The sequence below is a fragment of the uncultured Formosa sp. genome (genome assembly GCF_947500765.1).
GTDB lineage: Bacteria > Bacteroidota > Bacteroidia > Flavobacteriales > Flavobacteriaceae > Formosa.
Genome location: NZ_CANMTH010000007.1, coordinates 1 through 26,398, shown reverse-complemented (window position 1 = coordinate 26,398; position 26,398 = coordinate 1). Strand labels below are relative to the sequence as shown.

Below are 26,398 nucleotides of genomic sequence, written 5' to 3'. Positions count from 1 at the left end.
TTTGCTCCGTTTTTATTTTATGACAATTGAAAGACAAGCGATTATACTTTTTAGATGCCGTTAGGGCTTTTGCTATATTAATGATGCTTCAAGGGCATTTTATTGATGGCCTTTTAGATCCTATTTATAAATCAAACGACTACATAATTTTTAGTATTTGGTCTGATTTAAGAGGAAACACAGCTCCTTTATTTTTCACGATAACAGGCTTAGTCGTTATGTTTTTACTAAAAAAAGCAGAAGCTAAGAACAATGAAAATTTCAGAATCAAGAAAAGTATAAAACGAGGTATATCTCTTATCTTAATTGGTTACGCCTTAAGAATTCCTGTTTTCTATTGGTTATCTGGACATTTTAATAGTTATTTTTTAGTGATTGATGTTCTTCAAATTATAGGTGTGTCATTACTTATATTAAACGGATTATATTTTTTACTGAAGTCTAAACCTCTAGTCCTTTCTTTACTGTTAACAACAATTGGAACTCTTATATTTCTTTCAGAACCGTTATATCGTAACCTAGCGCTACCACATATTCCTGATGTAGTAGTTAATTACATAACAAAAGAAAATGGTTCTGTATTTACTTTTTTCCCTTGGTTTGGTTATGTGGCTTATGGTAGTGTATTAGGTATTATATTTCAGAAATTTCAGAATAAAGAACAATTTAAATCCATAGCTATTTCAAGCTTTTTAATAGGTGGATTCGCCTTAAGTTTTTTAAGCTCTATGACCTTGGAAGCATTATATTATATTACAGACATTAAACTTTTTTATAATGCCTCTATATATAATTATTTATTTTCTAGATTAGGATCTGTAGCTATAACATTTGGTATTTTCTATGCTTTAGAATCTTATTTAAAACATCCGCTTATCTCTAAACTAGGGAACAACACCTTATCTATATATGTGGTACATTTTATAATACTATATGGTAGTTTTACAGGCGTTGGTTTATACCGTTATTTTCATCATTCATTAGAGCCTATAATTGCTTCTATAGGAGCTTTAGCATTTGTAGTTGCAGTTACTTTTATTGTACTACAGGAAGACAAAATAAAAGCCTTCCTAAATGTAAATATTAGAAAGGCTTTACTTTTTATTAAACTAAATACAGTAAGTAGAATTAGACTAAACAGACGCTAAATATGCTTCTACATTAGTTTTAATACGTTCTTGAATGTTTGTAACATCTGCTTTTACAAATGGTTCTCCCATAATATTTTCATATAACTCTATATAACGTTCACTTACACTTTCTATATAATCGTCGCTCATTTCAGGTAATTCTTGACCTTCTAAGCCTTGAAATCCATTAGAAATTAACCACTGACGTACAAATTCTTTAGATAATTGTTTTTGTGCTTCTCCGTTCTCTTGACGTGTTTCGTAACCATCTGCATAAAAATAACGAGAAGAATCTGGTGTATGAATTTCATCAATTAATACAATTTTCCCATCTTTAGTTTTACCAAATTCATATTTAGTATCTACTAAAATCAAACCACGTTCTGCTGCTATTTCTGTTCCGCGTTGAAACAATTTACGCGTATAATCTTCTAAAACAATATAATCTGCTTCTGAAACAATACCTCTTTTTATAATATCTTCTCTAGAAATATCTTCGTCATGATCACCCATTTCTGCTTTAGTTGCAGGTGTTATTATAGGCTCTGGAAATTTATCATTTTCGGTCATTCCTTCAGGCATTGCAACACCACAAAGTAAACGTTTACCTGCTTTATATTCACGAGCAGCATGTCCAGACATATAACCACGTATAACCATTTCTACTTTAAAAGGTTCGCATAAATGCCCTACAGCAACATTTGGATCTGGTGTAGCCACCAACCAGTTTGGAACTAAATCTTCGGTCTGAGCCATAAATTTAGTTGCAATCTGATTTAAAATCTGACCTTTAAAAGGAATTCCTTTTGGCATTACAACATCAAAAGCACTTAATCTATCGGTAGCAACCATTACCAATAAATCGTCATTAATATTGTAAACTGCCCTAACTTTTCCTTTATACAAACTTTTCTGTCCTGGAAAATTGAAATTAGTATCTGTTATTGTCATGGTCTGTAAAATTGCATCTATACTCCGTTTTAGAAGCTTTAAATATTAATAATAAATGATAAATTTTAAAGACGTAAAAGTAAGGAATAATTCATGAAAATTTTATTCGATTTTTTAAAATGAAAAATATTTTTCTTCTTGAGTAAAATATTAAACACCGAGTAACTCATTAATATTTTATAGCACCGTCTTTACGATGTACTTGTTTTAAATCGTTTACACGCATAAATTCTAAAACAGATCGGGCTTCTTCAATAGTCAAGTCTTGGGGCGGCATACGTGTTAAACAGTCTTCTAGTTGTATTATAGCTTCTTCATCATAATCTAACATCTCGTCGGTATTAATAATCATATTCATAATCCATTCTGGACGTCTGTTATTCGTTATTCCAGCCCAACCTGGACCAACAATTCTTTGATCTGTTAATTTATGGCAAGACACACATTTCTTCTCATAAATCAATGTCCCTTTTTTAGCTAAAATTTCCGAAATTGAATCTATTAAACTTACTTCTTTAACGTGACCAACACCTTTTGATTTCTTTTTTACAATATGTCCTATATGTAAATTTGGATGAATAAATTCTATATTAGATTTCGTCTTAAAAACATCTAAACAACTTGTAAATAACACCACGGTTATTAACGTTATTATTATAAATGAAACACGTGTAGTTCTCATGAAATCTATATCTTACTGTACCTAGAAGGTAGCATTTATCTAATATATGTATGAATATAAAGATAGTGTTTTCACACCCCCTTGGAGAAGACAAAAGTAACTATCCGACAATAAGACAGAAAATTCCGACCTACAACCCTTTCTGCTAAAAAAGTTGAAACATAAATTATAATTAAGTCCAATTATAATTAATATAGGCCATTAGACCACATACTTGGTATGAGGTTTACAAAGTAATAATTGAGAAGATTTGATGCGAATTATGAATAGAAACTTAAAACAAAAAAAAAGAGTAGACTAACGCCTACTCTCTATTTTCAATACTTTTATATGCTTCAATAACTTTCTTCACTAATTTGTGTCGGATTACATCTTTTTCATCGAGGTAAACCATGCCTACACCTTCCACGTTTTTAAGCACCAATAAGGCTTCTTTTAAACCGGAAGTAGTTCGCCTTGGTAAATCGACTTGCCCCGGATCTCCGGTAAGCAGAAACTTAGCATTTTTACCCATACGTGTTAAAAACATCTTCATTTGGGCATGTGTTGTATTTTGTCCTTCATCTAAAATAACAAAAGCATTATCTAATGTACGACCACGCATAAAAGCCAATGGAGCAATTTGTATAGTTCCATTTTCTATATACATATTTAATTTTTCGGGAGCAATCATATCTCGTAATGCATCGTAAAGCGGTTGCATATACGGATCTAATTTTTCTTTTAAATCTCCAGGAAGAAATCCTAAATTTTCACCTGCTTCTACCGCAGGACGTGTTAAAATAATACGTTTAACTTCTTTGTTTTTTAAGGCTTGTACAGCTAAAGCAACTCCTGTATATGTCTTCCCTGTTCCCGCAGGACCAATGGCAAAAACCATATCGTTGTTACGCATACTTTCTACCAACTTACGTTGATTTGCTGTTTGGGCACGAATTAATTTTCCGCTTGCCCCATGCACAATAACTTCCCCACTTTGTTTAGAGGTTTTATAATCGTCGCTACTCTGACTAGTTAATACACGCTCTATAATGTTTTCGTCTAATTTATTGTACTTAGCAAAATGATTTAACAACATAGTTAAACGGCGATCAAACTCTTCTAAAAGATCTTCATCTCCAAAAGCTTTGATTTTATTTCCGCGCGCAACAATTTTTAATTTGGGAAAATATTTTTTAAGAAGTTCAATATTTACGTTTTGCGCTCCAAAAAACTCTTTTGGAGTTATCTCTTCAAGTTCAATAATTATTTCGTTCAAAAGCTAGTCGATTTAATTAAATTTATAAGTTAAGTTTTATTAGTTTTGTGCTTCTAACAAATCTAATAAATTTTACTTCAGATATGTAAAAAACATATCAACAATTCTCGTATGGCTATAATAACTTTAACAACTGATTTTGGAGAAAAAGATCACTTCGCTGGGGCGATTAAAGGCGCTATATATAGTGAATTAAATGATGTTAGAATTGTTGATATCTCTCATTCTGTATCACCTTTTAGCATCTCTGAGGCAGCTTATATTATCCAAAACGCGTATACTAGTTTCCCTAAAGGAACCATTCATATTATAGGTATTGATGCCGAATTAAATCCAGAAAACAAACACATTGCAGTGCTGCTAGATGGACATTATTTTATTTGTGCAAATAATGGAATTATGAGTATGATTTGTACAGAAATTAATCCAGAACGCATTGTACAGATTAATATTCATGAAAACATAGTAAGTAGTTTTCCTGTATTAGATGTATTTGTAAAAGTAGCTTGCCATATTGCCCGTGGTGGAACTTTAGATGTCGTTGGAAAACGTATAGAGGATATTAAACCTATCCAGAACTTAAGACCTTACGTTAACGACGACAAAACGCAAATTATTGGGAGTATAATATATGTAGACAATTATGGAAATGTAATTTCTAATATTAAACGCAAATTTTTTGAAAACACACAAAAAGGACGTCCATATACAATATCTGCTCGCAATCACAGATTTTCTACTATATATAATAAGTATAGCGAAGTTGTAGATTTCACGAAACCTGTTTCCGACAGACAATCTGAAGGCAAAGGTTTGGTCGTTTTTAACTCTTCAAATTTTTTAGAAATTGCTATTTATAAAAGTAACACTTCTACGGTTGGAGGTGCATCTACATTAATGGGATTAAAATTAATGGATACGATAACCGTTAACTTTTTAAAGGATTAAGTTATGTTTGTACGTATAGTAAAATTAAGTTTTGAGCCATCTAAAGTAGATAAATTCTTAAATATCTTTAATTTAAACAAATCAAAAATTCGTAATTTTAAAGGTTGTGAGTTTTTAGAATTATATCGTGATAAAGAACACGACAATATATTTTTTACATACAGTTATTGGGCAGATGAACAAGATTTGCATAATTACAGACATTCCGATTTATTTGCATCGGTTTGGACAGATACAAAACAATTATTTAACAATAAACCTGAAGCTTGGAGTGTAGATAAATTGGTAAGTTTACCATAAAGCGTCACTTTTTTAACTTCAAATTATATTAAACACACATGTTTGCCATATTAAAAAAAGAAATTAATTCGTTTTTCGCCTCGCCAATTGGTTATTTGGTTATTGCTTTATTTTTACTGTTAAATGGATTGTTTCTATGGTTTTTTAAAGGTGATTTTAATATTATAGATAACGGTTTTGCAGATTTATCGACCTTCTTTTTATTAGCACCTTGGATTCTAATTTTCCTTATTCCAGCAATAACTATGCGTAGTTTTGCAGACGAAAAAAAACAAGGTACACTAGAATTACTTTTAACAAAACCCGTTTCTAAACTTCAAATTGTTTTAGGGAAATATTTTGGTGCTTTTATTTTAATCCTCATTGCATTGCTACCTACCTTACTATACGTATATACCGTTTATAAATTGGGGAGTCCAGAAGGGAATTTAGACATAGGAAGTACCTTAGGATCGTATTTCGGATTATTATTTTTAGTAGCTGCATACACAGCCATGGGGATTTTTGGATCAACATTATCAGACAATCAAATTGTTACTTTTATAATTTCAGTATTTTTGTGCTTCTTCTTCTACATCGGTTTTGAAGGCATTGCAGATGCATTATCAAACAATTTTATAGATAGTTTAGGTATGAGTTTTCATTTTAAAAGTATGAGTCGCGGTGTTTTAGACACTAGAGATATTATCTACTTTTTAAGTATATCGGCTTTATTTATTGCCTTAACACGTTTCAACATTAACAAAAAATAGTATGATATATACCGTTCCTTTTATAACTATACTCGTACTCCTATTTATTGTACTTTTTATTTTTTCTAGAACTATAGATAAACGCATTTGGGTTGCTTTTATAATTAGTATGGTTCTTACTCCTTTAGTATATTTCTATGTTTTATATCCGCTAATAAATATATTTAGTGACTACCATCATGAGAAATATTTTGATGCAGATGCTTGGAAATCGTCACCTGCCTTTCGTTACGAAATGGCTTACGATTTAGAACAATCAAATACAATAACAGGAAAAAGTAAATCGGAAGTCTCGGCTATATTAGGCGAGCCAGAATGGTTTAGCTGGAACGATGCTATTAAAGCAAACGATTCTAATTTCTGGAATTATAGTTTAGGAATTAAACCTGGTGCGTTTAATAAAAATCAAGAATGCTTTAAGATTACTTTCAAAGATAATATTGCACAAAGTTTAGAACACTATCAATTAGAACTAAAATTTAATGAGTAAGAATCTAAAACATATTACACTAATAGTACTTGGTATTTTAGCGTTAAATATTATAGGAAACAAAATATACAAACGTTTCGATTTAACCCAAGATCACCGTTATACATTAAGTCAGGCTACAAAATATATAGTTGCAGATGTAAACTCTCCTGTTGTTATTGATGTGTTTTTGGAAGGAGAAGGCTTTCCTTCAGAATTTAGACGACTTCAAACCGAGACTAAACAACTTTTAGAAGAGTTTTATGCACAAAATAGTAACATAAAATTCAATTTCATAAACCCGTTAGAAGATGAAGCTAACCGCGATCAAATCATTCAGCAATTAAATAATCGTGGACTAACGCCTATGCAGCTTACCGTTCAGGAAAATGGAAAAAGCAGTCAGGAAATTATTTTTCCTTGGGCCTTGGCAAGTTATAACGATGTTACGGTTAAAATTCCGTTAGTAAAAAACAAGTTGGGTTCTACACAACAAGAATTAGTAACTAATTCTGTACAACACTTAGAATATGCTTTTGCAGATGGTATTGGCAAGTTAGTACACGGAAAAAGTAAAAAAATCGCTATTTTAAAAGGAAACGGTGAATTAGAAGATCAATATTTAGCCGATTTTTTAACAACTATTAAAGACTACTATTTTATAGCTCCATTTACATTAGACAGCGTAGCTAGCCAACCTGAAAACACGTTAAAAAAGTTACAAACCTACGATTTAATTATTGCTGCAAAACCTACAGAAGCCTTTACTGAAGAAGAAAAATTAGTATTAGACCAATACACCATGAACGGAGGTAAAAGTCTTTGGCTTATAGATGCGGTAGCGATGGAAAAAGATAGTTTATATAACGAATCTGGTCGCTCTATTGCTTTGGCAAGAGACTTAAATATGACTGATTTATTCTTTAAATATGGTGTACGTATAAATCCGTATTTGGTAGCAACACCATACTCTGCTCCTATTACATTGGCCATGGGAGAAGGCAGTAATTCTCAATTTCAGAATGTACGTTGGCCATATTCTCCTTTAGTAAATACAACCAATACACACCCAATTGTAAACAATGTAAATATTTTAAAATTCGATTTTGCAAATCCAATAGATACCTTAAAAAATAATCTAAAAAAAACCATTCTTTTAGAAAGTGCTAAACTGACTAAGTTAGAAGGGACGCCAAGAGAAATTAGTTTAGATATTGTAACACAAGAACCCAATCCGCAAGAGTTTAACAAAGGAAGTCAGCCATTAGCGGTCTTAATAGAGGGTGATTTCACATCTGCTTACAAGAATAGAATTAAACCATTTAAAACTGCTTCAAATAAAGATATTAGTACTCCAACTAAAATGATTGTTATTGCAGATGGAGACCTTATTAAAAACGATGTTATTAAAGGGGTTCCACAAGAATTAGGGTTCGACCGTTGGACAGGGCAATTATTTGGAAATAAAGAATTCTTATTAAATTCAGTAAATTACCTGCTAGAGGATAATGGACTTATAAACATTCGTTCTAAAGAAATTAAGGTTGCTTTTTTAGATCATGAAAAAATAGCCGCATCTAAATTAAACTGGCAACTACTTAACACCTTGGCTCCCATAGCATTATTAGGCCTGTTTGGATTTATCTTTAATTACTTAAGAAAAAAGAAGTATACCTCTTAAATGTTAATAAGTTTGTTTCTTAATTAAGGCTATTAAAGATATATTTGTAATTATTAAAATAATCTTATTAGATACAGATGAAATTTATAGTATCAAGTACCTATTTGTTAAAGCAATTACAAGTTCTAGGAGGCGTAATTAATAGTTCAAACACTTTACCTATTTTAGACAACTTTCTTTTTGAATTAAGTAGTTCTAAACTTACGGTGTCTGCTAGTGATTTAGAAACAACTATGTCTGCGACTTTAGAAGTAGAAAGCGAAAGTGAAGGAAGTGTAGCTATTCCTGCACGTTTACTTTTAGATACTTTAAAGACATTTCCAGAACAACCTTTAACGTTTATTATTGAAGACAATAATACTATTGAAATTAGTTCTAATCATGGTAAATATGCGCTTGCTTATGCTAACGGGAATGAATTTCCTAAAGCTGTATCTTTAGACAACCCAAGCACAACAACAATAGTAGGAGACATTTTAGCAACGGCAATTAGCAAAACTATTTTTGCTGCAGGAAACGATGATTTACGCCCAGTAATGAGTGGTGTATTTTTTCAATTTACTACAGAAAGCTTAACTTTTGTTGCCACAGACGCTCATAAACTTGTAAAGTATACAAGAGAAGATGTTGCCGCCTCTGAAGTTGCAGAATTTATTATGCCTAAAAAACCTTTAAACTTATTAAAAGGAATTTTAGCAGGAAGTGAAGATGAAGTGATTGTAGATTACAACGATTCGAACGCTAAATTTACGTTTGATAACGTAGAATTAATTTGTCGTTTAATTGACGGAAAATATCCAAACTACGATGCTGTAATTCCTAAAGAGAATCCTAATAAATTAACTATTGCTAGAAATCAGTTTTTAAGCTCGGTAAAACGTGTTAGTATTTTCTCAAACAAAACAACTCACCAAATTAGATTAAAAATAGCTGGTGCAGAATTAAACATTTCAGCAGAAGATATAGACTATAGTAACAAAGCTGAAGAGCGTTTAACATGTGATTACCAAGGAGACGATATGCAAATCGGATTTAACTCTCGCTTTTTAACAGAAATGCTTAACAACTTAAATTCTGACGATGTACAACTTGAAATGAGTTTACCAAATCGTGCTGGAATTTTAACTCCTATAGATGGCTTAGACGAAGGAGAACAAGTAACTATGCTTGTTATGCCAGTAATGCTAAACAGCTAACACCTACTATTTAATTTATACCTTATAAAAAGTCATGTAGATATTTAATATTTACATGACTTTGTTTTTTCCGTCCTTTATATTCTTAATCACAAACGAACTTTGTATATGGGACACAATTGTCATTTTAGAAAATCGTTTCAAAATAAATTCTTGATATTCATTCATATCGTTTAGTAATATTTTTAGCAGTACATCGTAAGTCCCTGCAATGTAATTTGCTTCAATAACATCTTCTAATGTATTTATATAGGCTTCAAATTTTCGAAAAGGTTCATCTTGGTGCGTAGTAAGTGTAACTTGGCAATACACAATTAGCGTTTTTCCTAATTTACTATAATCTATAATTGCCGTATATCCGTTTATAATTCCGGAAGATTCTAATTTTTTTATACGTTCGTGTACGGGTGTAATAGATAAATTCACGCCCTCGGCTAGTTGTTTTATAGACTGTTTACTGTCTTTTTGTAAGGCTTCTATAAGCTGAAAATCGATGGCATCTAACTTCATATTGGTAAGAATTTCTAAAAAGGTATCACATTTACGACTACAAAAGTAATAATTTCTACATTAACACACATTAATAGTATAATTTTTCAAAAAACTAATATCAAACATCATATTTCAATTAAATAGTATCTTTGTTAAAGAAATATTTAAGATATGAACACCCCAGAAATACAAGCCGTTTACGATAGAATTAAAGCACATTCTGAATCTTTTTTAGGCTATCCAGTTGCTAAAGATTTTTCTTATAGTGAATACGCTCCTTTCCTAGATATTTGTATTAATAATGTTGGTGACCCAGAAAATCCATCAACATTTGCTATCGACACCAAAGACATCGAACAAAAATGTATTGCCTTCTTTGCAGATATGCTTTCTAGCACCACTAAAGATGTTTGGGGGTATATTACTAATGGTGGCACTGAAGGTAACTTATACGCTTTATACGTGGCTAGAGAGAGTTTCCCAAACGCGATGGTTTACTATAGCGAAAGCACACATTACAGTGTTAAAAAGAATTTACATTTATTGAATATTTCTAATATCGTAATTCGTTCTCAAGAAAATGGAGAGATGGATTATGAAGATTTAGATCAAACCATTTCATACCGTCGTGATAAACCGGCTATTTTCTTTTTGAATATTGGTACTACAATGACAGAAGCTATTGATAAAATAGATGAAATTAAAAAGATTATAAAAAAATACGCAATTAAAGATTATTACATCCATTGTGATGCAGCATTTTTAGGAACAATAGCTCCTTATATAGACCCGAAACCAAAATTTGATTTTGCTGAAGGTATAGACAGTATTTCAATTTCTGGACACAAATTTATTGGCAGTCCAATTCCATGCGGTGCTGTTTTAGTAAAGCGTAAACACAGAGATAGAATTGCAAATTCTGTATCTTATGTTGGAACTATGGATACTACAATTACAGGATCTAGAAATGGATTAACACCTTTGTTTATTTGGGATTTCATTCAGAAACATGATCACCAAGGTTTAAAAGACCGCGTTGTAGCTTCTCAAGAAGTTGCAGCTTATACCGAACATAAATTAAATTTACTAGGCATGAAAGCTTGGAGAAATAACGATGGTTTAACTGTTGTCTTTCAAAAACCAAGTGATGCCCTGTGTAGAAAATACCAAATGGCTTCTGAAGAAACCATTGCACACATTATATGTGTTCCTGGAGTGACCTTTAGCAAAGTAGATGCTTTTCTTGAAGATTTAAAAATTGAATTAGTCCAAAAATCTTCAAAATCAGAAGCACTACACGCTTAATCTAAGCACACTTCAAAACATAAAAAAACGCCCATGAAAATGGGCGTTTTTTGTTTTATCTCTGAAATTTTTAACTAATAAAATTGAAAGATAAAGGATATGTAGGCGATTCGCCATTACTAACTTTTATTGCGTTTATAATAGGAAACACTATACTTATTATACCTAATACTAAAAAACCTAAAAGTCCTAATCCAAAAAGCAAAATTAACGGCACACATATAATACAGTAAATTACTAAACTGATTTGAAAATTCAGGACCTTCTTCCCTTCCGCGTCCATGCCAATAACTTTATCTTTTTGTGTAATCCATATAATTAACGGAATTAACAAACTCCCAAAGCCTAAAGCAAGCGTTGTTAATTGGCTTAGATGTGTAAGTATTAAAAGTTGTTTATCTTCTCTCATGATTGATTTTAATTTGATTGATATTAATAAGACGAGAGATGCGCTATTTTGTTACAACTACAAACTAATGAGGCAACTTATCTTTTAATAAACCGTAAACAAAAGTTCCTAATACAGCAGAAATTAATACTATAATTATAGGTACAAATCCGGCGCCTACAAGTACAAATATTGGCCCAGGACAAGCACCTGCAAGCGCCCAACCTAATCCAAATATAATACCGCCAATAAGATATCTAGCGATAGACTTTTCTTTATCTTCAATAACTATGGGTTCTCCATCGAACGTCTTAATATTAAAACGCTTTATAAGCTGAATAAATATAATCCCAAACACTAAAGCAGTTCCTATAATGCCATACATGTGGAAAGATTCAAATCTAAACATCTCATAAATACGAAACCAAGAGGCAGCTTCAGATTTATACATAATTACTCCAAAAACTAAACCTAATACGATATATAATACTTTTTTCATCATTTAAAATATAAAAGGGAATAACACATGAACCATAAATAAACCTCCAATAAAGAAACCTATTACAGCAATTAAAGATGGTAATTGTAAATTACTTAAACCAGAAATAGCATGACCTGAAGTACATCCACCTGCATAACGAGCTCCAAAACCTATTAAGAATCCGCCTGATATTAAAATCAACCATGTTTTAACTTCAGATAAAGCTGCAATAGCAAATAATTCGTTTGGCAAATACCCATTATTAGTTGAGATATTTAAATCTTGAAGGGCCAATTTAGTAGATTCACTAATGTCTGGCATACTTCCGTTAGACAGAAAATGAGATGCTATAAAGCCTCCCAACATAGCACCAACTACAATAAATAAATTCCAGCTATCTTTTTTCCAATTGTAATTAAAAAAAGAATTCACTTTTCCTCCGCCACAAATACTGCAAAAGGCACGTAAATTAGAAGACATACCAAAACGTTTTCCTAAAAGCAAAAGCACAAACATAAGTAGTGCTATTAAAAACCCCGAAACAAACCAAGACCAAGGCTGCAAAATAAAATCCATATATATTGTTTAATAATTAATAAGTAACGCGGATAAAATTATCCGATTACAAGTAGGCAAATATAGGAGAAGATACCGTTTCAAATGTAACATAAGTTACACCATTTTAATATCTATCTTATTAATCTAAATTCCTATACAGTAAAAAACTTATAATTCTGTAAAATTATTAACTTGTATTCAAATTAATTCACATGAAAAAAGTTTTAAAACTTAGCGGTTTACTTATAATACTAAGTGTAGTCGTTATTATCTACGTAAACTATCCGAAATTAGATTTCATTACCGGATTTGCATCAAAAAGCGTATGTTCTTGTACCTTTTTAGATGGCAGAACTTTAGAATCTATAGAAAGTCAGGACAACGATTTTTCTCCGATTAATTTAGCTACAAATACCGTCGATTTAAAAAACAAATCTGTAACCTCTACAGTATTTGGTCTAAAAGCCAGAACAGCTGTTTACAAAGAAGGTTTAGGGTGTATTTTGATTCCTGAAGGTTCCGACCACACAACTTTAACAGTAAAACCAAACCGAACTAAAACATCTAAAAACCTAATTTTCCCTTATGGAGATTTACAGCAAAAAGATACCGTATTCTCTAATATTGATTATACCGTTTTAAACAAAGCTGTAGAAAATGCATTTGATGTTAATAATGAAAAACTAAAACGTTCTAGAGCTGTATTGGTTGTATACAAAGACCAAATTATTGCAGAAAAATATGCTGATGGATTTAATAAAGATACTAAGATTTTAGGTTGGTCTATGACTAAAAGTATTACGAGTGCTATTGTTGGAATATTAGAAAAACAAGGGCGCGTAAACAAAAATCAGTCACATTTATTTACAGAATGGGAAAACGACAAACGCGCACATATTACACTGAATAACCTTTTGCAAATGAATAGTGGTTTAGAATGGGAAGAAGATTATAATAACATTTCTGACGTGACCAAAATGCTATTCTTAAAAGAAGACATGCCTAAAATACCTAGAGAAAAACCAATTGTAGGAACACCTAATAAGAGTTGGAGTTATTCTTCTGGAACCACAAACTTAATTTCTGGATTTATTAGAAATCAATTTAAAACAGAGCAAGATTATTTAGATTTTTGGTATACTGAATTAATTGATAAAATAGGCATGCATTCTATGACTATAGAAACCGATTTTAAAGGACATTTTGTAGGATCGTCTTACGGTTGGGCAACAGCAAGAGATTGGAGTAAATTTGGACTCTTATACTTGCATAACGGACAGTGGAACGGTGAGCAAATACTAACTAAAGACTGGATAGATTATAGCAAAAGCCCTACTCCAACATCAGACGGAATTTATGGCGCACAATTTTGGTTAAATGCCGGCAAACGCTATCCTGACGTACCTAAAGATTTATTTTCTTGCAACGGTTATCAAGGTCAGCAAGTTAGTATTATTCCTTCAAAAGATGTGGTAATCGTTAGATTTGGACTAGTAGAAGATCCGTTATTTAGTTACAATGATTTTCTTTCTAAAATCCTTGCCGCTATAAACTAAAAAAACTCTCAACTAAAGTTGAGAGTTTTAAATATTTTAAAGTCTGATTAGACTAGGAATTGTTACGTAATTCTGCCATTTTTATAGCCGCTATAGCTGCTTCTGTTCCTTTATTTCCATGAACACCACCAGAACGGTCTATAGATTGTTGTATATTATTATCTGTTAAGACACAAAAAATAACAGGAACATCGTGAATTACATTTAAGTCTTTTAAACCTTGAGTAACACCTTCACAAACAAAATCGAAATGTTTAGTTTCCCCCTGAATTACACTTCCTATTGCAATTACAGCATCTACCATTTGTTCTTGCATTTTTTTACAACCGTAAATCAATTCAAAACTTCCTGGAACATTCCAACGTTTAAGGTTAGAAGGATCTACTCCATTTTCAATTAAAGTATCGTAAGCGCCTTTGTAAAGCCCTTCTGTAATGGTATCATTCCATTCAGAAACAACAATCCCAAACCGAAAATTACTCGCGTCTGGGATTGTTGTCTTATCGTAATCGGATAAATTTTTATTAGCTGTTGCCATCTTTATTTATTTGCTAACACTTGCGCCTTACCAATAAATACATCTACAGTTGTTGCCTCGGTAGAAGTTGGATAATCTTTTTTAATAGTTTCAAAATAACCTAAAGCTTCATCAGCTTTACCTAATTCTAAAGCAATTAACCCAGATTTATTTAAGTACATTGGCGTAGTGAATTCATTAGTTCTAATTTTTGCCGCTTGCTTATAATAATCTAAAGCATCATCTAATTGATTTAACTGAACAAAAGCATCTCCAATTGCCCCTTTTGCTAAAGGTGCTAATGCTTCATCTTCGCTAGAAAAATCACTTAAATATTCTATTGCATTTTTATAATCTTTCAAATTTAAGTAAGCCATACCAGCATAATACTCGGCTAAATTTGCTGCAGGAGTACCACTATGGTTTTCAATGATATCTAACATACCATATTTACCTTCACCTCCATTTAATGCTAAAGTATAAAGCGAATCTTTTTCTGTCCCATTTACAGCTTCGTTAAAATAAACTTTAGCTTGAGACATATCGTTCATTGCTTCATTTTCTTGTGGCTGAGCTACAAATTCATTGTAACCTAAATACCCCAATACTAGTACTGCAACAACTCCTATAATTACAAAAATATATTTTTGATTACTAGCTACCCAGTCTTCTGTTTTAGAAGCGGTTTCGTCTAACGTATTAAAAACTTCTGCCGTTGTTGAGTTCTCTTCAACGTTCTCAAAATTTTCAACATCGTTTTCTACTTCGGGTTTCGCAGTAGGTTTGTAACCTCTCTTTTTATAAGTTGCCATATATTCTATATTATTCGGGGCAAAAATAAAATATTTCCGCAGAAATAAAAGGTTATTTATTTGTTATTTTTCAATAATTTGCGAGACTTTATAATCGTTGCTTTCAAATACACGCATATAATTCTTTTTATGATCTTAAAATCCTTATCTCTAATAAATTACAAAAATTTTGAAAGTGAATCTTTTGAGTTCGACGATAAAATTAATTGTTTTGTTGGGCAAAATGGAGTGGGAAAAACGAACATTTTAGACGCTATTTACCATTTATCCTTCGGAAAAAGCTACTTTAACCCTATTGCTTCTCAAAATATTAGGCATAATGAAGACTTTTTTGTGGTTCAAGGTGACTTTATAAAACATGATACGCCAGAGAAAATTGTAGTGAGTTTAAAAAATGGGCAGAAAAAAGTAATTAAACGGAATGCAAAAGCTTACGATAAATTTAGTGACCATATTGGATTTATTCCGCTGGTTATAATTTCTCCAGCCGATCGTGATTTAATTATAGAGGGTAGCGAAACACGCCGAAAATTTATGGATAGTGTAATATCGCAAAGTGATAAAACCTATTTAAACGACCTTATTAATTATAATAAAACCATATCGCAGCGTAATGCGCTATTAAAATATTTTGCTTTAAATCATACTTTTAACAGAGACACCCTAGATGTTTACAACCAACAATTAAACGATTTTGGGGCAAACATTTTTGAAAAAAGAAAAGCCTTTTTAGATGTTTTTATTCCAATTTTTAAGTCTAGACATAAAGTAATTAGTAATAATCAGGAGCCTGTAGATTTAAATTACAAAAGCGATTTATTTGATGGCGATTTAAAACACCTGTTAGAACAAAGTTTAAACAAAGATCGAGCGGTACAATACACCTCGACAGGTATACATAAAGACGATTTATTATTTGAAATTGATGGACACCCGATTAAAAAATTCGGGAGTCAAGGGCAACAAAAATCATTCTTGATTGCTTTAAAATTAGCACAATTCGACTTTATAAAAGCACAAAGTGGTGTGAATCCTATTTTGTTATTAGATGATATTTTTGATAAATTAGACGAACAACGTGTGGGACAAATTATTAAATTAGTAGACAACTCCGATTTTGGTCAGTTATTTATAAGCGATACTCACGCAGACCGGACAGAGAATGCTATAAAACAAGTACGCCAGTCCTATCAGATTTTTAATATTGGCGCATAAAACCTCATTATTATTATGAAACATATAATTGTAATTCTTAGCTTAATTATTTTAAGCAGCTGCTCAAAATCTTCAGATATTGAGATTTCAAACTTAAATGGTTATTGGGAAATTGAAGAAGTTATAAAATCCGATGGCACATCTCATGTTTATAAAATAAATGAAACCGTAGATTTCTTTGAAGTAAATGATAGTCTTTCGGGCTACCGACAAAAAATGAAAACGGATGCAGATAATAATTACACACCTGTTACAGAGCAGGAACATATTAAGGTAATTACAGAAAACGACAGTTTAAAAGTACATTACCACACTCCTTTTTCTGACTGGAAAGAAACTATTCTAGAATTAAATAACAACCGATTAAAAGTCGTAAATCAACATCAAAACGTATATATTTACAAACGATATATTCCTTTAAACTTATAATTATGGCGAAACGTAACAATGAAAATTTAAGCATATCAGACGTCTTAAAAGAATTTGTAGAAACTAATAAATTAGAACGTGGTTTAGACAAAGTAAACGTACGAGATGCTTGGACTAAACTCATGGGAAACGGTGTTAACAATTACACTACAGCCATAAGTTTAGAACGCGATACACTTTTTGTACAATTAAGTTCTAGTGTATTACGAGAAGAATTAAGTTACGGAAAATCTAAAATTATTACCATGCTTAATGAAGAACTTGGAAAAGATCTTATTAAAAAGATAGTTTTAAGGTAGAATAAACTTTACTAGTAAGGCAATAAAAAAGCACCATTTTATATAATCTCATGTCTAATTTAATTAATCTTTAAGTGTCTCTTGTTTTTTATTTTTAGCTGCTAATTCATCTGTAAGAAAAGGTAAACTCACATGTAAAGCAACATAACTACTTTTATTCGTTCCACTAGCAAAATTATCTTTTAAAACATCTGTAAATCCTTGATAGTATCTTAGGTTAAAAATAACTCCTTTTCCTTCGTGAGCAGATCTAAAAAAGTAACCTACATTCGCTATTAAACCATAATCTGTTTTATTAACAAACTTAGTTGTATTCTGCTCTAGTTCGCCTTCGGTTCCAGAATACGTTGATTTGGATTTACCTAAAAATGAAACTTGAGGACTTAATCCAAATCTAAAATTAGAATCACTAAGCTGATAAGCCACTAAAACATGAAGATCTGTATAATTCACTCTCATTTTAGCAGAGGTGTCTGAGTACAATCCATTTAAATAGGCATCTTCAGAAATTAAATTTGTATGCTTTAATAATACCGTTCTTTTAGAAAGAAAGTAAACCGTTGGACTTACATACCAATGCTCTGATAATTTAAGGTTTCCCGCAATTCCAAAATTCACACCGTTTTGTGTTTTTAAATCATTAACATTAGAAAAAGTATTAAAAGGCACTCCAATCTCCATACTTAAATTAAATTTTTCTGAAGCTACTTTATCCCCAAAAATCATGGCTACAATTGCAGCTTGTGCACTTGTAAATTGGGGAATCGCAAAAAGTAAATAAAATACAAAAAGTGAATGTTTTTTCATTTGGTTGGTGAGTTATTGATTATTTGTTTAGCGCTTTAAAGATAATACAATTAAAGGATATCTTAACAAACTGTTAAAAAAAAGCATAAAACTTAGAATATACCTGAAATACCATTAAACAATCACTTAAATTATTTCACAATGTGCTTTTTTAATCACTTTCAAAAAGTTAAAGGCATATTTAAGCTTATTTATAAGCTAATAAGTATTAACCAATTCAATATTTTATAATATGTTTACAAGAGTTAACGGTATTATGAAAAGAGTAATTCTCTACACAAGTTTATTATCTGTTTTGGTAAGTTGTTTACCTAAACACAATAATACCATTTCTGAAATAGAAATACTTAATGACATTTTCCTAGACATAATCGGAACTGAATATTATTATAAGAAACCTCCTATTCCGCCAATGCCTCTAGAATATGCCGAAAACAAACACGATTCTATAAACTACCAAATTCAAAAGCAAAAATTTGATGAGGCTATTAACAACCCGAAAATAGATAAATCAGCATTGGTATTGGGAATTGATTCCTATTTTAATAATCCGAAAAAAGAATTTAAAAACTGGGATATTAAACAATCATCATGCCTTAGAATACATTATTCAGACTCTCTTTATTTAAAAGAATTTGACCAACTCTTAACCGAATTAACTGATAGCATTTCATTTAATACAGGTAAATTAGAGTTAAGTAAACTAACACAAACAGGAAAGTATATTATTAAGGACTTAGCGCAACTTGAAAAACAAAATAAAGAATATTGGAATAGTACCGAATACAGATATATTGCGTCAATAAGGTTTTCTGATTTTAAAATAAACAAAAAAAACGATAGTGCTATTTTCTATTTGAATTTTACATGTGGAAATTTATGTGGATCTGGAGAAATAATATTCTGTATTAAAGAGTGTGGAAAATGGAAAATTATGGATAGAAATATACTTTGGGTATCATAAACACATCCATTAAGATTATGCAATAAATAATACTTAAATTTAATCCTGAATAAAAAAACACTAGCTAACAAAGTTTATGAAAAATCGCTATTTTTAAACTTTAACAAAGGGCGTTGTAAGTTTACTAAGTCTATTTTTTTACTAAAATTCTTACATATAACTCAGTAATTTTTTTTACGAAAGACCTTTAATAATTACAAAAACACTTAAAAAGAAATAATTAAAAAATAATTTTCCAATGAGTTTAGATTTATTTAATATAAAAGACAAAATAGCCTTAATTACAGGAAGTACACATGGTTTAGGCTTATCAATGGCAAAAGGTTTAGGCCTTGCTGGCGCTACTATTATTATAAACGGAAATTCTTCGCAAGACAAGATTAATAAAGCTGTTTCTGAATGTAAAGCAGAAGGTATAAATGCTCTTGGCTATAAATTTAATGTCACTGAAGAAACTGAAGTTATGGAAGCCATTTCTAAAATAGAAGCAGAAGTTGGCCCTATAGATATCTTAATTAACAATGCCGGTATTATTAAACGTACACCACTTATAGATATGGAAGTTAGTGACTTTAAAGCGGTCGTGGATATTGATTTAGTAAGTCCGTTTATTGTCTCTAAACATGTCGTAAAAAACATGATTAAACGCGAACAAGGAAAAGTAATTAATATTTGTTCTATGATGAGTGAATTAGGAAGATCTAATGTAGGTGCATACGCAGCAGCTAAAGGCGGTTTAAAAATGTTAACCAAAAACATGGCTACAGAATGGGCTAAATATAACGTTCAGGTTAACGGTATTGGCCCTGGTTATTTTGCAACGTCTCAAACGGCTCCCATTCGTGTAGAAGGACATCCTTTTAATGACTTTATTATTAGTAGAACGCCTGCTGCTAGATGGGGAAACCCAGAAGATTTACAAGGAGCAACTATCTTTTTAAGTTCAAGAGCTAGTGATTTTGTTAACGGACATGTACTATATGTAGATGGAGGAATCTTAGCTACAATTGGAAAACCTGCTAACGAAGGATAAAATTATAAAAGATTAATTATCAATAAAATTAAGAAGTCTGAAAGAAGGTCAGGTATAGTATCTTTTTCCAGACTTTTTTATAAACTTCAGTTTGGCTAACTTGTCTAATAGTCTACTCCTATTACCTTTAAAACCACGACTTTCTTTTAGTCTAATTTAGCATAAAATTGAAAGAAGAATATTACAATTTACTAGACAATTCAAACTCTAAAAAAGTATTTTACAAGTATTAAAAACATTTATTTCTGAGGTTTAATGAAAAAGAATACAGTCAATATTTTAATCTTATTTTTATTTGTATTAACAGCTTCTTTTACATCTAAAAGCGAGCACTTAACTCGGTTAGAAAGTAATCAAAATATAATAAACATAAATGATTCACTTGCTAAAATAAAATCTAAAACCTTAAAAATTGCCTCATGGAATATTAGAGATCTTGGACGCACAAAAGATGATGATGAAATACTTCAAATTGCTAGAATTATTAAAGATTTTGACATTGTAGCCATTCAAGAAGTTGTTGCAAAAGATCCTGCTGGAGCAAAAGCTATCGCTAAAATTGCTGACGAACTAAATAGAATGGGATCTAAATGGGATTATCGTATAAGTGATCCTACAAAAAGTCCTTCAGTATATATTAGCGAGCGGTATGCTTTTATTTGGAAAACATCTAAAGTAAAACTAAGTAGTCGTGCTTATCTAGATACTGAATTGGAAGAGAAATGTTTTAGAGAACCTTTTATAGGAAAATTTCAGTTAAAACAGGGAACAGCACCTTTTTATGTAATAAACTTCCACTCCAGAAAATTTGATGAACATCCAGAACAAGAAATTATTTTTTTTAAAGATTATTCTCATAGATTAAAATCGGATTCGGTATTTATTCTTGGAGATTTTAATTTAAACGAAACTCATAAGGTATGGGACAACTTATATAATAAGGGGTTTAAATCGGCTTTAAAAAACACTAAAACAACTTTAAAAACAAAATGCAAAAACGGCAATTATTTAAACCATACTATTGATAATATCTATTATTCTAAAAACATTATACCAATACATTCTGGTGTAATAAACTTTGTTAACTCTTGTAGAAATTTAGAAGTCGCTAGAGGTTTATCAGATCATTTACCAGTCTATTTAGAATATTCATTAAACTAGTTTATACTCTATATTTAAAAAGTCTCGTAGTAAACTTACGAGACTTTTTTTGTAATTAAATTCTTAAAACTTATTCAGAATCTTTATCATCGGGCAAAGGAATTTCAATTTCCCCGTCATCACCGCAACAGTTAGTAAGAACTTCAGAACTTGTATTTTCATCAGACACAATTGCATCTGGTGAACATGAGTAAGCGCATAAATTAAGACAAGCTAAAAATAAAATAAAGTGTAATTTCTTCATGTGTATAGATTTTAAAATTTGACAATAGTTTGGCTGTCCGAGATATTCGGATGCTTATTTATGGTGTAAAAACACCTCAAAACATGTGGAGATAAACCCCTGCGGGAAGTATGAAGATCACGAAATAAAGCAGGGCAATTACTTCCCATGTTTTACACTACTCTATTTTGCTACTCCTTTATAAATCAATTAATATGATTAATAATTATGTCGCAAATAACCAGATTAAACCATAAAAACTAGCACACACAAAGCACACAACTTAGCATCAAAAATGTTTGAGCACTATGTTTATTATATGTTCGCTTTGTGTTTGTATATTTTAATGGTTTTAATACATTTATACACCTAAGGTCTAGACATGAAAAAAAAGTTATTTCAAGATTTATTTACTAAAGCAGAAAAACAATCTGGCAAAAACACTAAGCATGGGTTATCTAGTCACCTTGAAAATATTTTTATAGACGATTTAAAGTTTCCAGTGAATAAAATCACTTTTGTAAGATATTTTGAAAAGTATATTGAGGGATCTGAATCTATTACCAACAACCCAAATACAGAGTTATTAAATACCATTTCTAAATATTTACATTACAACAGCTATGAAGACTATGTTTCTAAACATGATTTGAATATTGAAAAAGAAATTCTCGTTGAAGATTCTAAGAAAGATAATATTATAAAAAACACAACTCCTAAAACAAACAAGCCTCTTAATATTCTAAAAACTCATAAGTGGACTTTCCTTATTGCTACGATGTTATGTATTGGATTTATTTCTTTTCATATCACAAACAAAGAGCATTGGATGGTTTGGCAAGGAGATCACTATATAGAATCGGAATTTGATACTGAACGGTTTAACTTAGGACAATTAAAATTATACAATAAAGATAGAATCCATACTTTTCGTAAAGTAGAAGTAAATTGTGAAACCATATTTTTTAATAAAAATGGGAAAGTAAAAATCTGGTATGGTAAAAATCTAAATAAAGAATTAGAGTATTTCACTTCGTATGGATTGCATCCAGAAACAGGAAAAACATTAGATCCAATTACCAAGTATATGATTAATAAATACGCTTGCAAAAAGCAATTAAACATAAAACAATCAGACATTTACGGCAAACCGTAACAATATTATAGATATAGGTGGTAGTTTTAGATTATAATCATAACGATTCTATTAATCGATAATAAACTCACCAAATGAAATTAGAAAAGATATTAGACAAATTAGGTTCTATTGAAAAAAACTCATTTATCAAAATAATCGATAATATTATATCTAAAACACCTAAGCACAATAAGGAAATAGATACAATTTTAAGTTCTACAGAAAAAGGATTAAAGTCTGTTGATAATCAAAATATATCCAAGATATTTAATTTAATAGAAGACGAATTTAAACACTACATAAAAGGTGAATTTCAAGAAATCACGTCTCAATTAGATATTTTAATCGATATAATAATTAGAGATGGAAACTGTATAATGAAACAAGACTGGTTTTCTAGATTATACGAAACCGAAATTAAACAACTAAAAAACAGAATAAAAATGCTGAATTTAGATTTTGTGAATGAAAAATCTGAATTAAGTCCTTCTAGAAAACGTGATTATACTATTTACAAATCTTGCTTAAGTACTGCTTATAATAATGACATAAGTAATAATAGAGACGCTAAAATAACGTCTGATGAGTTATCTATAATTTTAACATTAGAAAAACAACTTGGTCTATCTCAAGAAGAAGTTAAACTAATTAATTACTCCATCTTACCCATCAAAAAACTTGACATACTAGAAGTTATAAAAGGGTTAAAAAACATTGGAGTCATTTTTTATTCTAATAAAGAAAACACCATTTATGTTGCAGATGAAATAGTTAGATTATTAAGAAAAATAAGAGAAAAGGAAGTTGCCGAAAAATTTTATAGAAGAACTCTTAAATTACTTCGAGAACCTATAATAAATCAAATATGTAGAGATCATAATATTGACAGAAAACTTACGTATTCACAAAAAGTTGAAGGAATTATAAAAGAAGGCGTGCCATTTACAAATTTACTCTTAGATCATATTTATAAACCTGGTAGCACTTTAACCGATAAAAAAAAGACGCTAAATGAGCTTTGCGAAAAAGGATTAAACTTAAATAATCTTAAAGGAAGCATTCTAGAAGATAAAATCTCTAGCTTAATAGAACATTTTGAAAATGTTGAAAAAGATGAAAAAGTTGGCATTTCAATAGATGGGTACGATAAATTACTAAGCGAGTTAAATTTATCTCTTCCTATGCTTAATAAACAGCTAAAAGACCAGTTTGAATTACAAGATGAATTTGTTTTAAAAGCCGATTTCTTACTCGATTATAATATTAAACCAAGAGATGTTTTAGATTTAATAACAAAGGAAGACCTAACTAAGTTTATTAAAGACAATGGTGTAAAACAACGCGGCGATGATATTTTAAATATTCTAGAACATTATAAAGATGTTGAAAATTTATATTTAGAAAATTATGAAAACGTTGCTTACAGAAATATTAATCTATTAAAAGAAAATGGAATTACAATTAAAGAAAGTGAATTGGGATTAAAGTTTGAAGAACTAACCGAAGTTATTTTTAAAGGATTAGGTTTCAATGTTGACAATGTGTTTAAGAATGAATTAAACACAAAGAAAGATATGATAGATATTCTTATAAACTTAGGTAATGATGAAGTTATTATTGTTGAATGTAAGACCAGTAAAGAACGAGGTTATAATAAATTTAGTACGGTTTCTAGACAATTAAAATCATATCAGAATTTAGCCCTTAAAAATAATTTAAGAATCGTAAAAATTTTATTAATAGCTCCAGAATATAGTGACGACTTTATAACAGATTGCGAAATGGATATAGAGATGAATCTTTCGCTAATAACAGCATCTACATTATCTAATATTTTTGAATCTTTTAAAACCTCAAAATATACTGCATTTCCTCATGTGTTGTTTAGAGATATTATAATTAATGAAGAACGGATCTTAAAAGCTCTAAGTAAATAATAAAATTGTAATTCTTATCTTATTATCTTGAAAAACTAATATCTAACAAATAATTCTACTAAATCACACTTTCTCCTTTTATAGTTTTTTTTACTCAAAGTACGGAATACCGTAATAAAAATCTTCTACTTAAATTTAATTTTGCTTGGATAAAAATTCGACCTGACAAATCCATAAAACAAGGTAAGGCAAGACTAAAATTAAGTAAAATGAATAAATTTATTAAAGTAGCAATTATTGTATTAAGTATGACTTCTTTATCTAGTTGTGCTGTACATAACGGATTAACTTCTAATTTAAATAACAATACAACAGAAGTTGTACTAACAAAAAACAACTACAAAATTATTGAAAAAGTACAAGGAGAATCTGAAGCCCGATATGTTTTAGGTTTTGGAGGTCTTAATAGAAACGGATTAATAGCAGAAGCAAAATCTAATATGTTAGAAAACGCAAATATTATTGGAAGTTCTAAAGCTGTAATAAACGAAACTGTAGAAGTAAAACAATCTTTACTTCCTTTTGTAACTAAAGTGAAAGTAATTGTATCTGCTTATATTGTAGAATTCACAGAATAAGACAAATAAATATAAATCAGGGAATATGTAAGTTCATATTCTCTGATTTTTTTTATAACACAAAGAACCAAATGTCTTAATTAAAACTTCCGAATTTTACACGAAATATCACCCCCATTTTATACTATAAACTAACGTTAAACTATGCACAGAACCATATCCTTTTAAGTAAATTTGATAGTACTAAAATATAAGACCAAAATGGGAAAATTGATATTAGTAAGACACGGAAAAAGTTTATGGAATGTAAAAAATGTTTTTACAGGATGGACAAATGTAGACTTAGCTCCTGAAGGTATTGAAGAAGCTAAAAAAGCAGGTGAACTCATTAAATCCAATTATTTAGATATTGATGTATGTTTTTCATCTTATCTAAAAAGGGCTATTCGTACACAATGGCTTATTTTAGAAACTGCAGATTTGATGCATACAGACTGCCATTATAGTTGGAAATTAAATGAAAGACATTACGGAGACTGGCAAGGTAAAAACAAAGACGAAGTACTTAAAGACGTTGGCGAAGACTTATTTTTAAAAGTAAGACGAGGTTATGATACACCGCCTCCAAGTTTAAATCCAGAAGACAAACGAAATCCTAAATTTGATGCAGATTATAAACTTATAAATCCATCTCTTTTGCCTTTAGGTGAATCTTTAAAAGACACCTCTAAACGTGTTATAAATTATTTCTTTGAAGCCATAGCTCCAGAATTAGCAAAAGGAAAAACAGTTCTTGTTTCTGCACATGGTAATTCTCTTCGAGCATTAATAGAATATATAGAACACATCGCTATAGAAGATATTGATAAAGTTGAAGTTAAAACTGGAGTACCTCATTTATATGAGTTTGATGACAAATTGAATGTCACCAACCATTATCAATTAAAATAAGAATTGATTTCTATTTATTGGTAAAATATATCTTTTAGATCGTATTACAACAAAAAAGCTTTGCAGTATTTGCAAAGCTTTTTTTGTTTAAAATCTATAGAGGTTAATTAAAACTGTTTTCTTTTTCACAACGTAGTTTGTGATAATAAAACTGTTTAAATCTTTAAAAGTGCCATCTTACAAAGGCTTCCATAGCAGCGTAATGAGACAGTCCTAATTGATGATACACCTCTGCGGTTTCTTTATT

Annotated in this window: 30 protein-coding genes; 19 read left to right on the top strand and 11 right to left on the bottom strand. The window is 30.4% G+C overall.

What is annotated here, in order from left to right; genetic code table 11:
• Positions 1–26 precede the first annotated feature (26 nt).
• Entirely contained in the window at positions 27–1,148 is a 1,122-nt protein-coding gene (locus Q1B05_RS13045) for a heparan-alpha-glucosaminide N-acetyltransferase domain-containing protein (RefSeq protein WP_299781377.1), read from the top strand.
• Here Q1B05_RS13045 and Q1B05_RS13040 read toward each other — a convergent pair.
• From Q1B05_RS13040 to Q1B05_RS13030, 3 genes are all read right to left on the bottom strand, one after another.
• Positions 1,134–2,081 (bottom strand): phosphoribosylaminoimidazolesuccinocarboxamide synthase, encoded by a 948-nt coding sequence (locus tag Q1B05_RS13040; protein WP_299781375.1) that lies wholly within the window; start codon positions 2,079–2,081, stop codon positions 1,134–1,136. The two genes, Q1B05_RS13045 and Q1B05_RS13040, sit on opposite strands and share 15 nt — an antisense overlap.
• Before the next feature lie 169 nt (positions 2,082–2,250).
• Positions 2,251–2,763, bottom strand: a complete 513-nt coding sequence (locus Q1B05_RS13035) for a cytochrome c (RefSeq protein WP_299781373.1) — start codon at positions 2,761–2,763, stop codon at positions 2,251–2,253.
• Between the two features lie 304 nt (positions 2,764–3,067).
• Positions 3,068–4,021 carry a PhoH family protein gene (locus Q1B05_RS13030; RefSeq protein ID WP_299781371.1) on the bottom strand — a complete coding sequence of 318 codons (954 nt, stop codon included), beginning with the start codon at positions 4,019–4,021 and terminating at the stop codon, positions 3,068–3,070.
• A gap of 111 nt (positions 4,022–4,132) precedes the next feature.
• Between Q1B05_RS13030 and Q1B05_RS13025 the strand changes: the two genes are divergently transcribed.
• The 6 genes from Q1B05_RS13025 to dnaN all read left to right on the top strand — a co-directional run bounded on the left by Q1B05_RS13025 (position 4,133) and on the right by dnaN (position 9,367).
• Positions 4,133–4,969: an SAM-dependent chlorinase/fluorinase gene (locus Q1B05_RS13025; protein ID WP_299781369.1), complete on the top strand. Its 837-nt coding sequence runs from the start codon at positions 4,133–4,135 to the stop codon at positions 4,967–4,969.
• Positions 4,970–4,972: 3 nt separating this feature from the next.
• Positions 4,973–5,269: an antibiotic biosynthesis monooxygenase family protein gene (locus Q1B05_RS13020; RefSeq protein WP_299781367.1), complete on the top strand. Its 297-nt coding sequence runs from the start codon at positions 4,973–4,975 to the stop codon at positions 5,267–5,269.
• Between the two features lie 38 nt (positions 5,270–5,307).
• On the top strand, positions 5,308–6,021 hold the full coding sequence (gene gldF, locus Q1B05_RS13015) for a gliding motility-associated ABC transporter permease subunit GldF (protein ID WP_299781365.1): 714 nt from the start codon (positions 5,308–5,310) through the stop codon (positions 6,019–6,021).
• A 1-nt stretch (position 6,022) separates the two neighbouring features.
• On the top strand, positions 6,023–6,511 hold the full coding sequence (locus Q1B05_RS13010) for a hypothetical protein (protein ID WP_299781363.1): 489 nt from the start codon (positions 6,023–6,025) through the stop codon (positions 6,509–6,511).
• Entirely contained in the window at positions 6,504–8,171 is a 1,668-nt protein-coding gene (gldG, locus tag Q1B05_RS13005) for a gliding motility-associated ABC transporter substrate-binding protein GldG (protein WP_299781361.1), read from the top strand. Before Q1B05_RS13010 ends, gldG begins: the two co-directional genes overlap by 8 nt.
• 77 nt (positions 8,172–8,248) lie before the next feature.
• Complete coding sequence (gene dnaN, locus Q1B05_RS13000; RefSeq protein WP_299781359.1) at positions 8,249–9,367, top strand: DNA polymerase III subunit beta; 1,119 nt, start codon at positions 8,249–8,251, stop codon at positions 9,365–9,367.
• Positions 9,368–9,418: 51 nt separating this feature from the next.
• On the opposite strand, the gene Q1B05_RS12995 is transcribed toward dnaN, so the two are convergent.
• Complete coding sequence (locus tag Q1B05_RS12995; protein ID WP_299781356.1) at positions 9,419–9,877, bottom strand: Lrp/AsnC family transcriptional regulator; 459 nt, start codon at positions 9,875–9,877, stop codon at positions 9,419–9,421.
• Positions 9,878–10,030: 153 nt separating this feature from the next.
• Here Q1B05_RS12995 and Q1B05_RS12990 point away from each other — a divergent pair, with 153 nt between their 5' ends.
• Positions 10,031–11,164, top strand: coding sequence for a histidine decarboxylase (locus Q1B05_RS12990; RefSeq protein ID WP_299781354.1), 1,134 nt, complete (start codon positions 10,031–10,033; stop codon positions 11,162–11,164).
• Positions 11,165–11,234: 70 nt separating this feature from the next.
• Here the strand turns inward: Q1B05_RS12990 and Q1B05_RS12985 are convergent, their stop codons facing one another.
• The 3 genes from Q1B05_RS12985 to Q1B05_RS12975 all read right to left on the bottom strand — a co-directional run bounded on the left by Q1B05_RS12985 (position 11,235) and on the right by Q1B05_RS12975 (position 12,609).
• Positions 11,235–11,573, bottom strand: coding sequence for a DUF4870 domain-containing protein (locus Q1B05_RS12985; RefSeq protein ID WP_299781352.1), 339 nt, complete (start codon positions 11,571–11,573; stop codon positions 11,235–11,237).
• 64 nt (positions 11,574–11,637) lie between these two features.
• Positions 11,638–12,051, bottom strand: a complete 414-nt coding sequence (locus Q1B05_RS12980; protein ID WP_299781350.1) for a DUF6691 family protein — start codon at positions 12,049–12,051, stop codon at positions 11,638–11,640.
• A 3-nt stretch (positions 12,052–12,054) separates the two neighbouring features.
• Positions 12,055–12,609, bottom strand: coding sequence for a YeeE/YedE thiosulfate transporter family protein (locus Q1B05_RS12975; RefSeq protein WP_299781348.1), 555 nt, complete (start codon positions 12,607–12,609; stop codon positions 12,055–12,057).
• Between the two features lie 194 nt (positions 12,610–12,803).
• Here Q1B05_RS12975 and Q1B05_RS12970 point away from each other — a divergent pair, with 194 nt between their 5' ends.
• A complete protein-coding gene (locus tag Q1B05_RS12970; RefSeq protein WP_299781346.1) occupies positions 12,804–14,147 on the top strand; it encodes a serine hydrolase in 1,344 nt (447 codons plus the stop codon).
• A gap of 52 nt (positions 14,148–14,199) precedes the next feature.
• Here the strand turns inward: Q1B05_RS12970 and ribH are convergent, their stop codons facing one another.
• Together ribH and Q1B05_RS12960 are read right to left on the bottom strand one after the other, a co-directional pair.
• The gene (gene ribH / locus Q1B05_RS12965) at positions 14,200–14,685 is read right to left on the bottom strand and encodes a 6,7-dimethyl-8-ribityllumazine synthase (RefSeq protein ID WP_299781344.1); all 486 of its coding nucleotides are present in this window, start codon (positions 14,683–14,685) and stop codon (positions 14,200–14,202) included.
• A gap of 2 nt (positions 14,686–14,687) precedes the next feature.
• The gene (locus Q1B05_RS12960; protein WP_299781342.1) at positions 14,688–15,476 is read right to left on the bottom strand and encodes a tetratricopeptide repeat protein; all 789 of its coding nucleotides are present in this window, start codon (positions 15,474–15,476) and stop codon (positions 14,688–14,690) included.
• 129 nt (positions 15,477–15,605) lie between these two features.
• Here Q1B05_RS12960 and recF point away from each other — a divergent pair, with 129 nt between their 5' ends.
• Genes recF through Q1B05_RS12945 form a run of 3 tightly spaced genes read left to right on the top strand, consistent with a single transcriptional unit; the run spans position 15,606 to position 17,419 of the window.
• Positions 15,606–16,691, top strand: coding sequence for a DNA replication/repair protein RecF (gene recF, locus Q1B05_RS12955; protein WP_299781340.1), 1,086 nt, complete (start codon positions 15,606–15,608; stop codon positions 16,689–16,691).
• A gap of 15 nt (positions 16,692–16,706) precedes the next feature.
• Entirely contained in the window at positions 16,707–17,120 is a 414-nt protein-coding gene (locus Q1B05_RS12950; protein WP_299781338.1) for a lipocalin family protein, read from the top strand.
• A 2-nt stretch (positions 17,121–17,122) separates the two neighbouring features.
• On the top strand, positions 17,123–17,419 hold the full coding sequence (locus Q1B05_RS12945) for a DUF721 domain-containing protein (RefSeq protein WP_299781336.1): 297 nt from the start codon (positions 17,123–17,125) through the stop codon (positions 17,417–17,419).
• A 63-nt stretch (positions 17,420–17,482) separates the two neighbouring features.
• Here Q1B05_RS12945 and Q1B05_RS12940 read toward each other — a convergent pair whose 3' ends face one another.
• Positions 17,483–18,226 (bottom strand): porin family protein, encoded by a 744-nt coding sequence (locus Q1B05_RS12940; RefSeq protein WP_299781334.1) that lies wholly within the window; start codon positions 18,224–18,226, stop codon positions 17,483–17,485.
• Positions 18,227–18,482: 256 nt separating this feature from the next.
• On the opposite strand from Q1B05_RS12940, the gene Q1B05_RS12935 reads away from it, so the two are divergent.
• The 3 genes from Q1B05_RS12935 to Q1B05_RS12925 all read left to right on the top strand — a co-directional run bounded on the left by Q1B05_RS12935 (position 18,483) and on the right by Q1B05_RS12925 (position 21,384).
• Positions 18,483–19,190, top strand: a complete 708-nt coding sequence (locus tag Q1B05_RS12935) for a hypothetical protein (RefSeq protein WP_299781332.1) — start codon at positions 18,483–18,485, stop codon at positions 19,188–19,190.
• 238 nt (positions 19,191–19,428) lie between these two features.
• Complete coding sequence (locus tag Q1B05_RS12930) at positions 19,429–20,223, top strand: gluconate 5-dehydrogenase (RefSeq protein ID WP_299781330.1); 795 nt, start codon at positions 19,429–19,431, stop codon at positions 20,221–20,223.
• Positions 20,224–20,478: 255 nt separating this feature from the next.
• Complete coding sequence (locus Q1B05_RS12925; protein WP_299781328.1) at positions 20,479–21,384, top strand: endonuclease/exonuclease/phosphatase family protein; 906 nt, start codon at positions 20,479–20,481, stop codon at positions 21,382–21,384.
• 70 nt (positions 21,385–21,454) lie between these two features.
• Here the strand turns inward: Q1B05_RS12925 and Q1B05_RS12920 are convergent, their stop codons facing one another.
• On the bottom strand, positions 21,455–21,628 hold the full coding sequence (locus tag Q1B05_RS12920; protein ID WP_299781326.1) for a hypothetical protein: 174 nt from the start codon (positions 21,626–21,628) through the stop codon (positions 21,455–21,457).
• Between the two features lie 361 nt (positions 21,629–21,989).
• Between Q1B05_RS12920 and Q1B05_RS12915 the strand changes: the two genes are divergently transcribed.
• The 4 genes from Q1B05_RS12915 (at position 21,990) to Q1B05_RS12900 (ending at position 26,151) form a co-directional block, all read left to right on the top strand.
• A complete protein-coding gene (locus tag Q1B05_RS12915) occupies positions 21,990–22,763 on the top strand; it encodes a hypothetical protein (RefSeq protein ID WP_299781324.1) in 774 nt (257 codons plus the stop codon).
• Positions 22,764–22,837: 74 nt separating this feature from the next.
• Entirely contained in the window at positions 22,838–24,682 is a 1,845-nt protein-coding gene (locus Q1B05_RS12910) for a hypothetical protein (protein ID WP_299781322.1), read from the top strand.
• Positions 24,683–24,891: 209 nt separating this feature from the next.
• Positions 24,892–25,260 carry a DUF6567 family protein gene (locus Q1B05_RS12905; RefSeq protein WP_299781320.1) on the top strand — a complete coding sequence of 123 codons (369 nt, stop codon included), beginning with the start codon at positions 24,892–24,894 and terminating at the stop codon, positions 25,258–25,260.
• 201 nt (positions 25,261–25,461) lie between these two features.
• The gene (locus Q1B05_RS12900; protein ID WP_299781318.1) at positions 25,462–26,151 is read left to right on the top strand and encodes a 2,3-bisphosphoglycerate-dependent phosphoglycerate mutase; all 690 of its coding nucleotides are present in this window, start codon (positions 25,462–25,464) and stop codon (positions 26,149–26,151) included.
• Positions 26,152–26,398 lie beyond the last annotated feature (247 nt).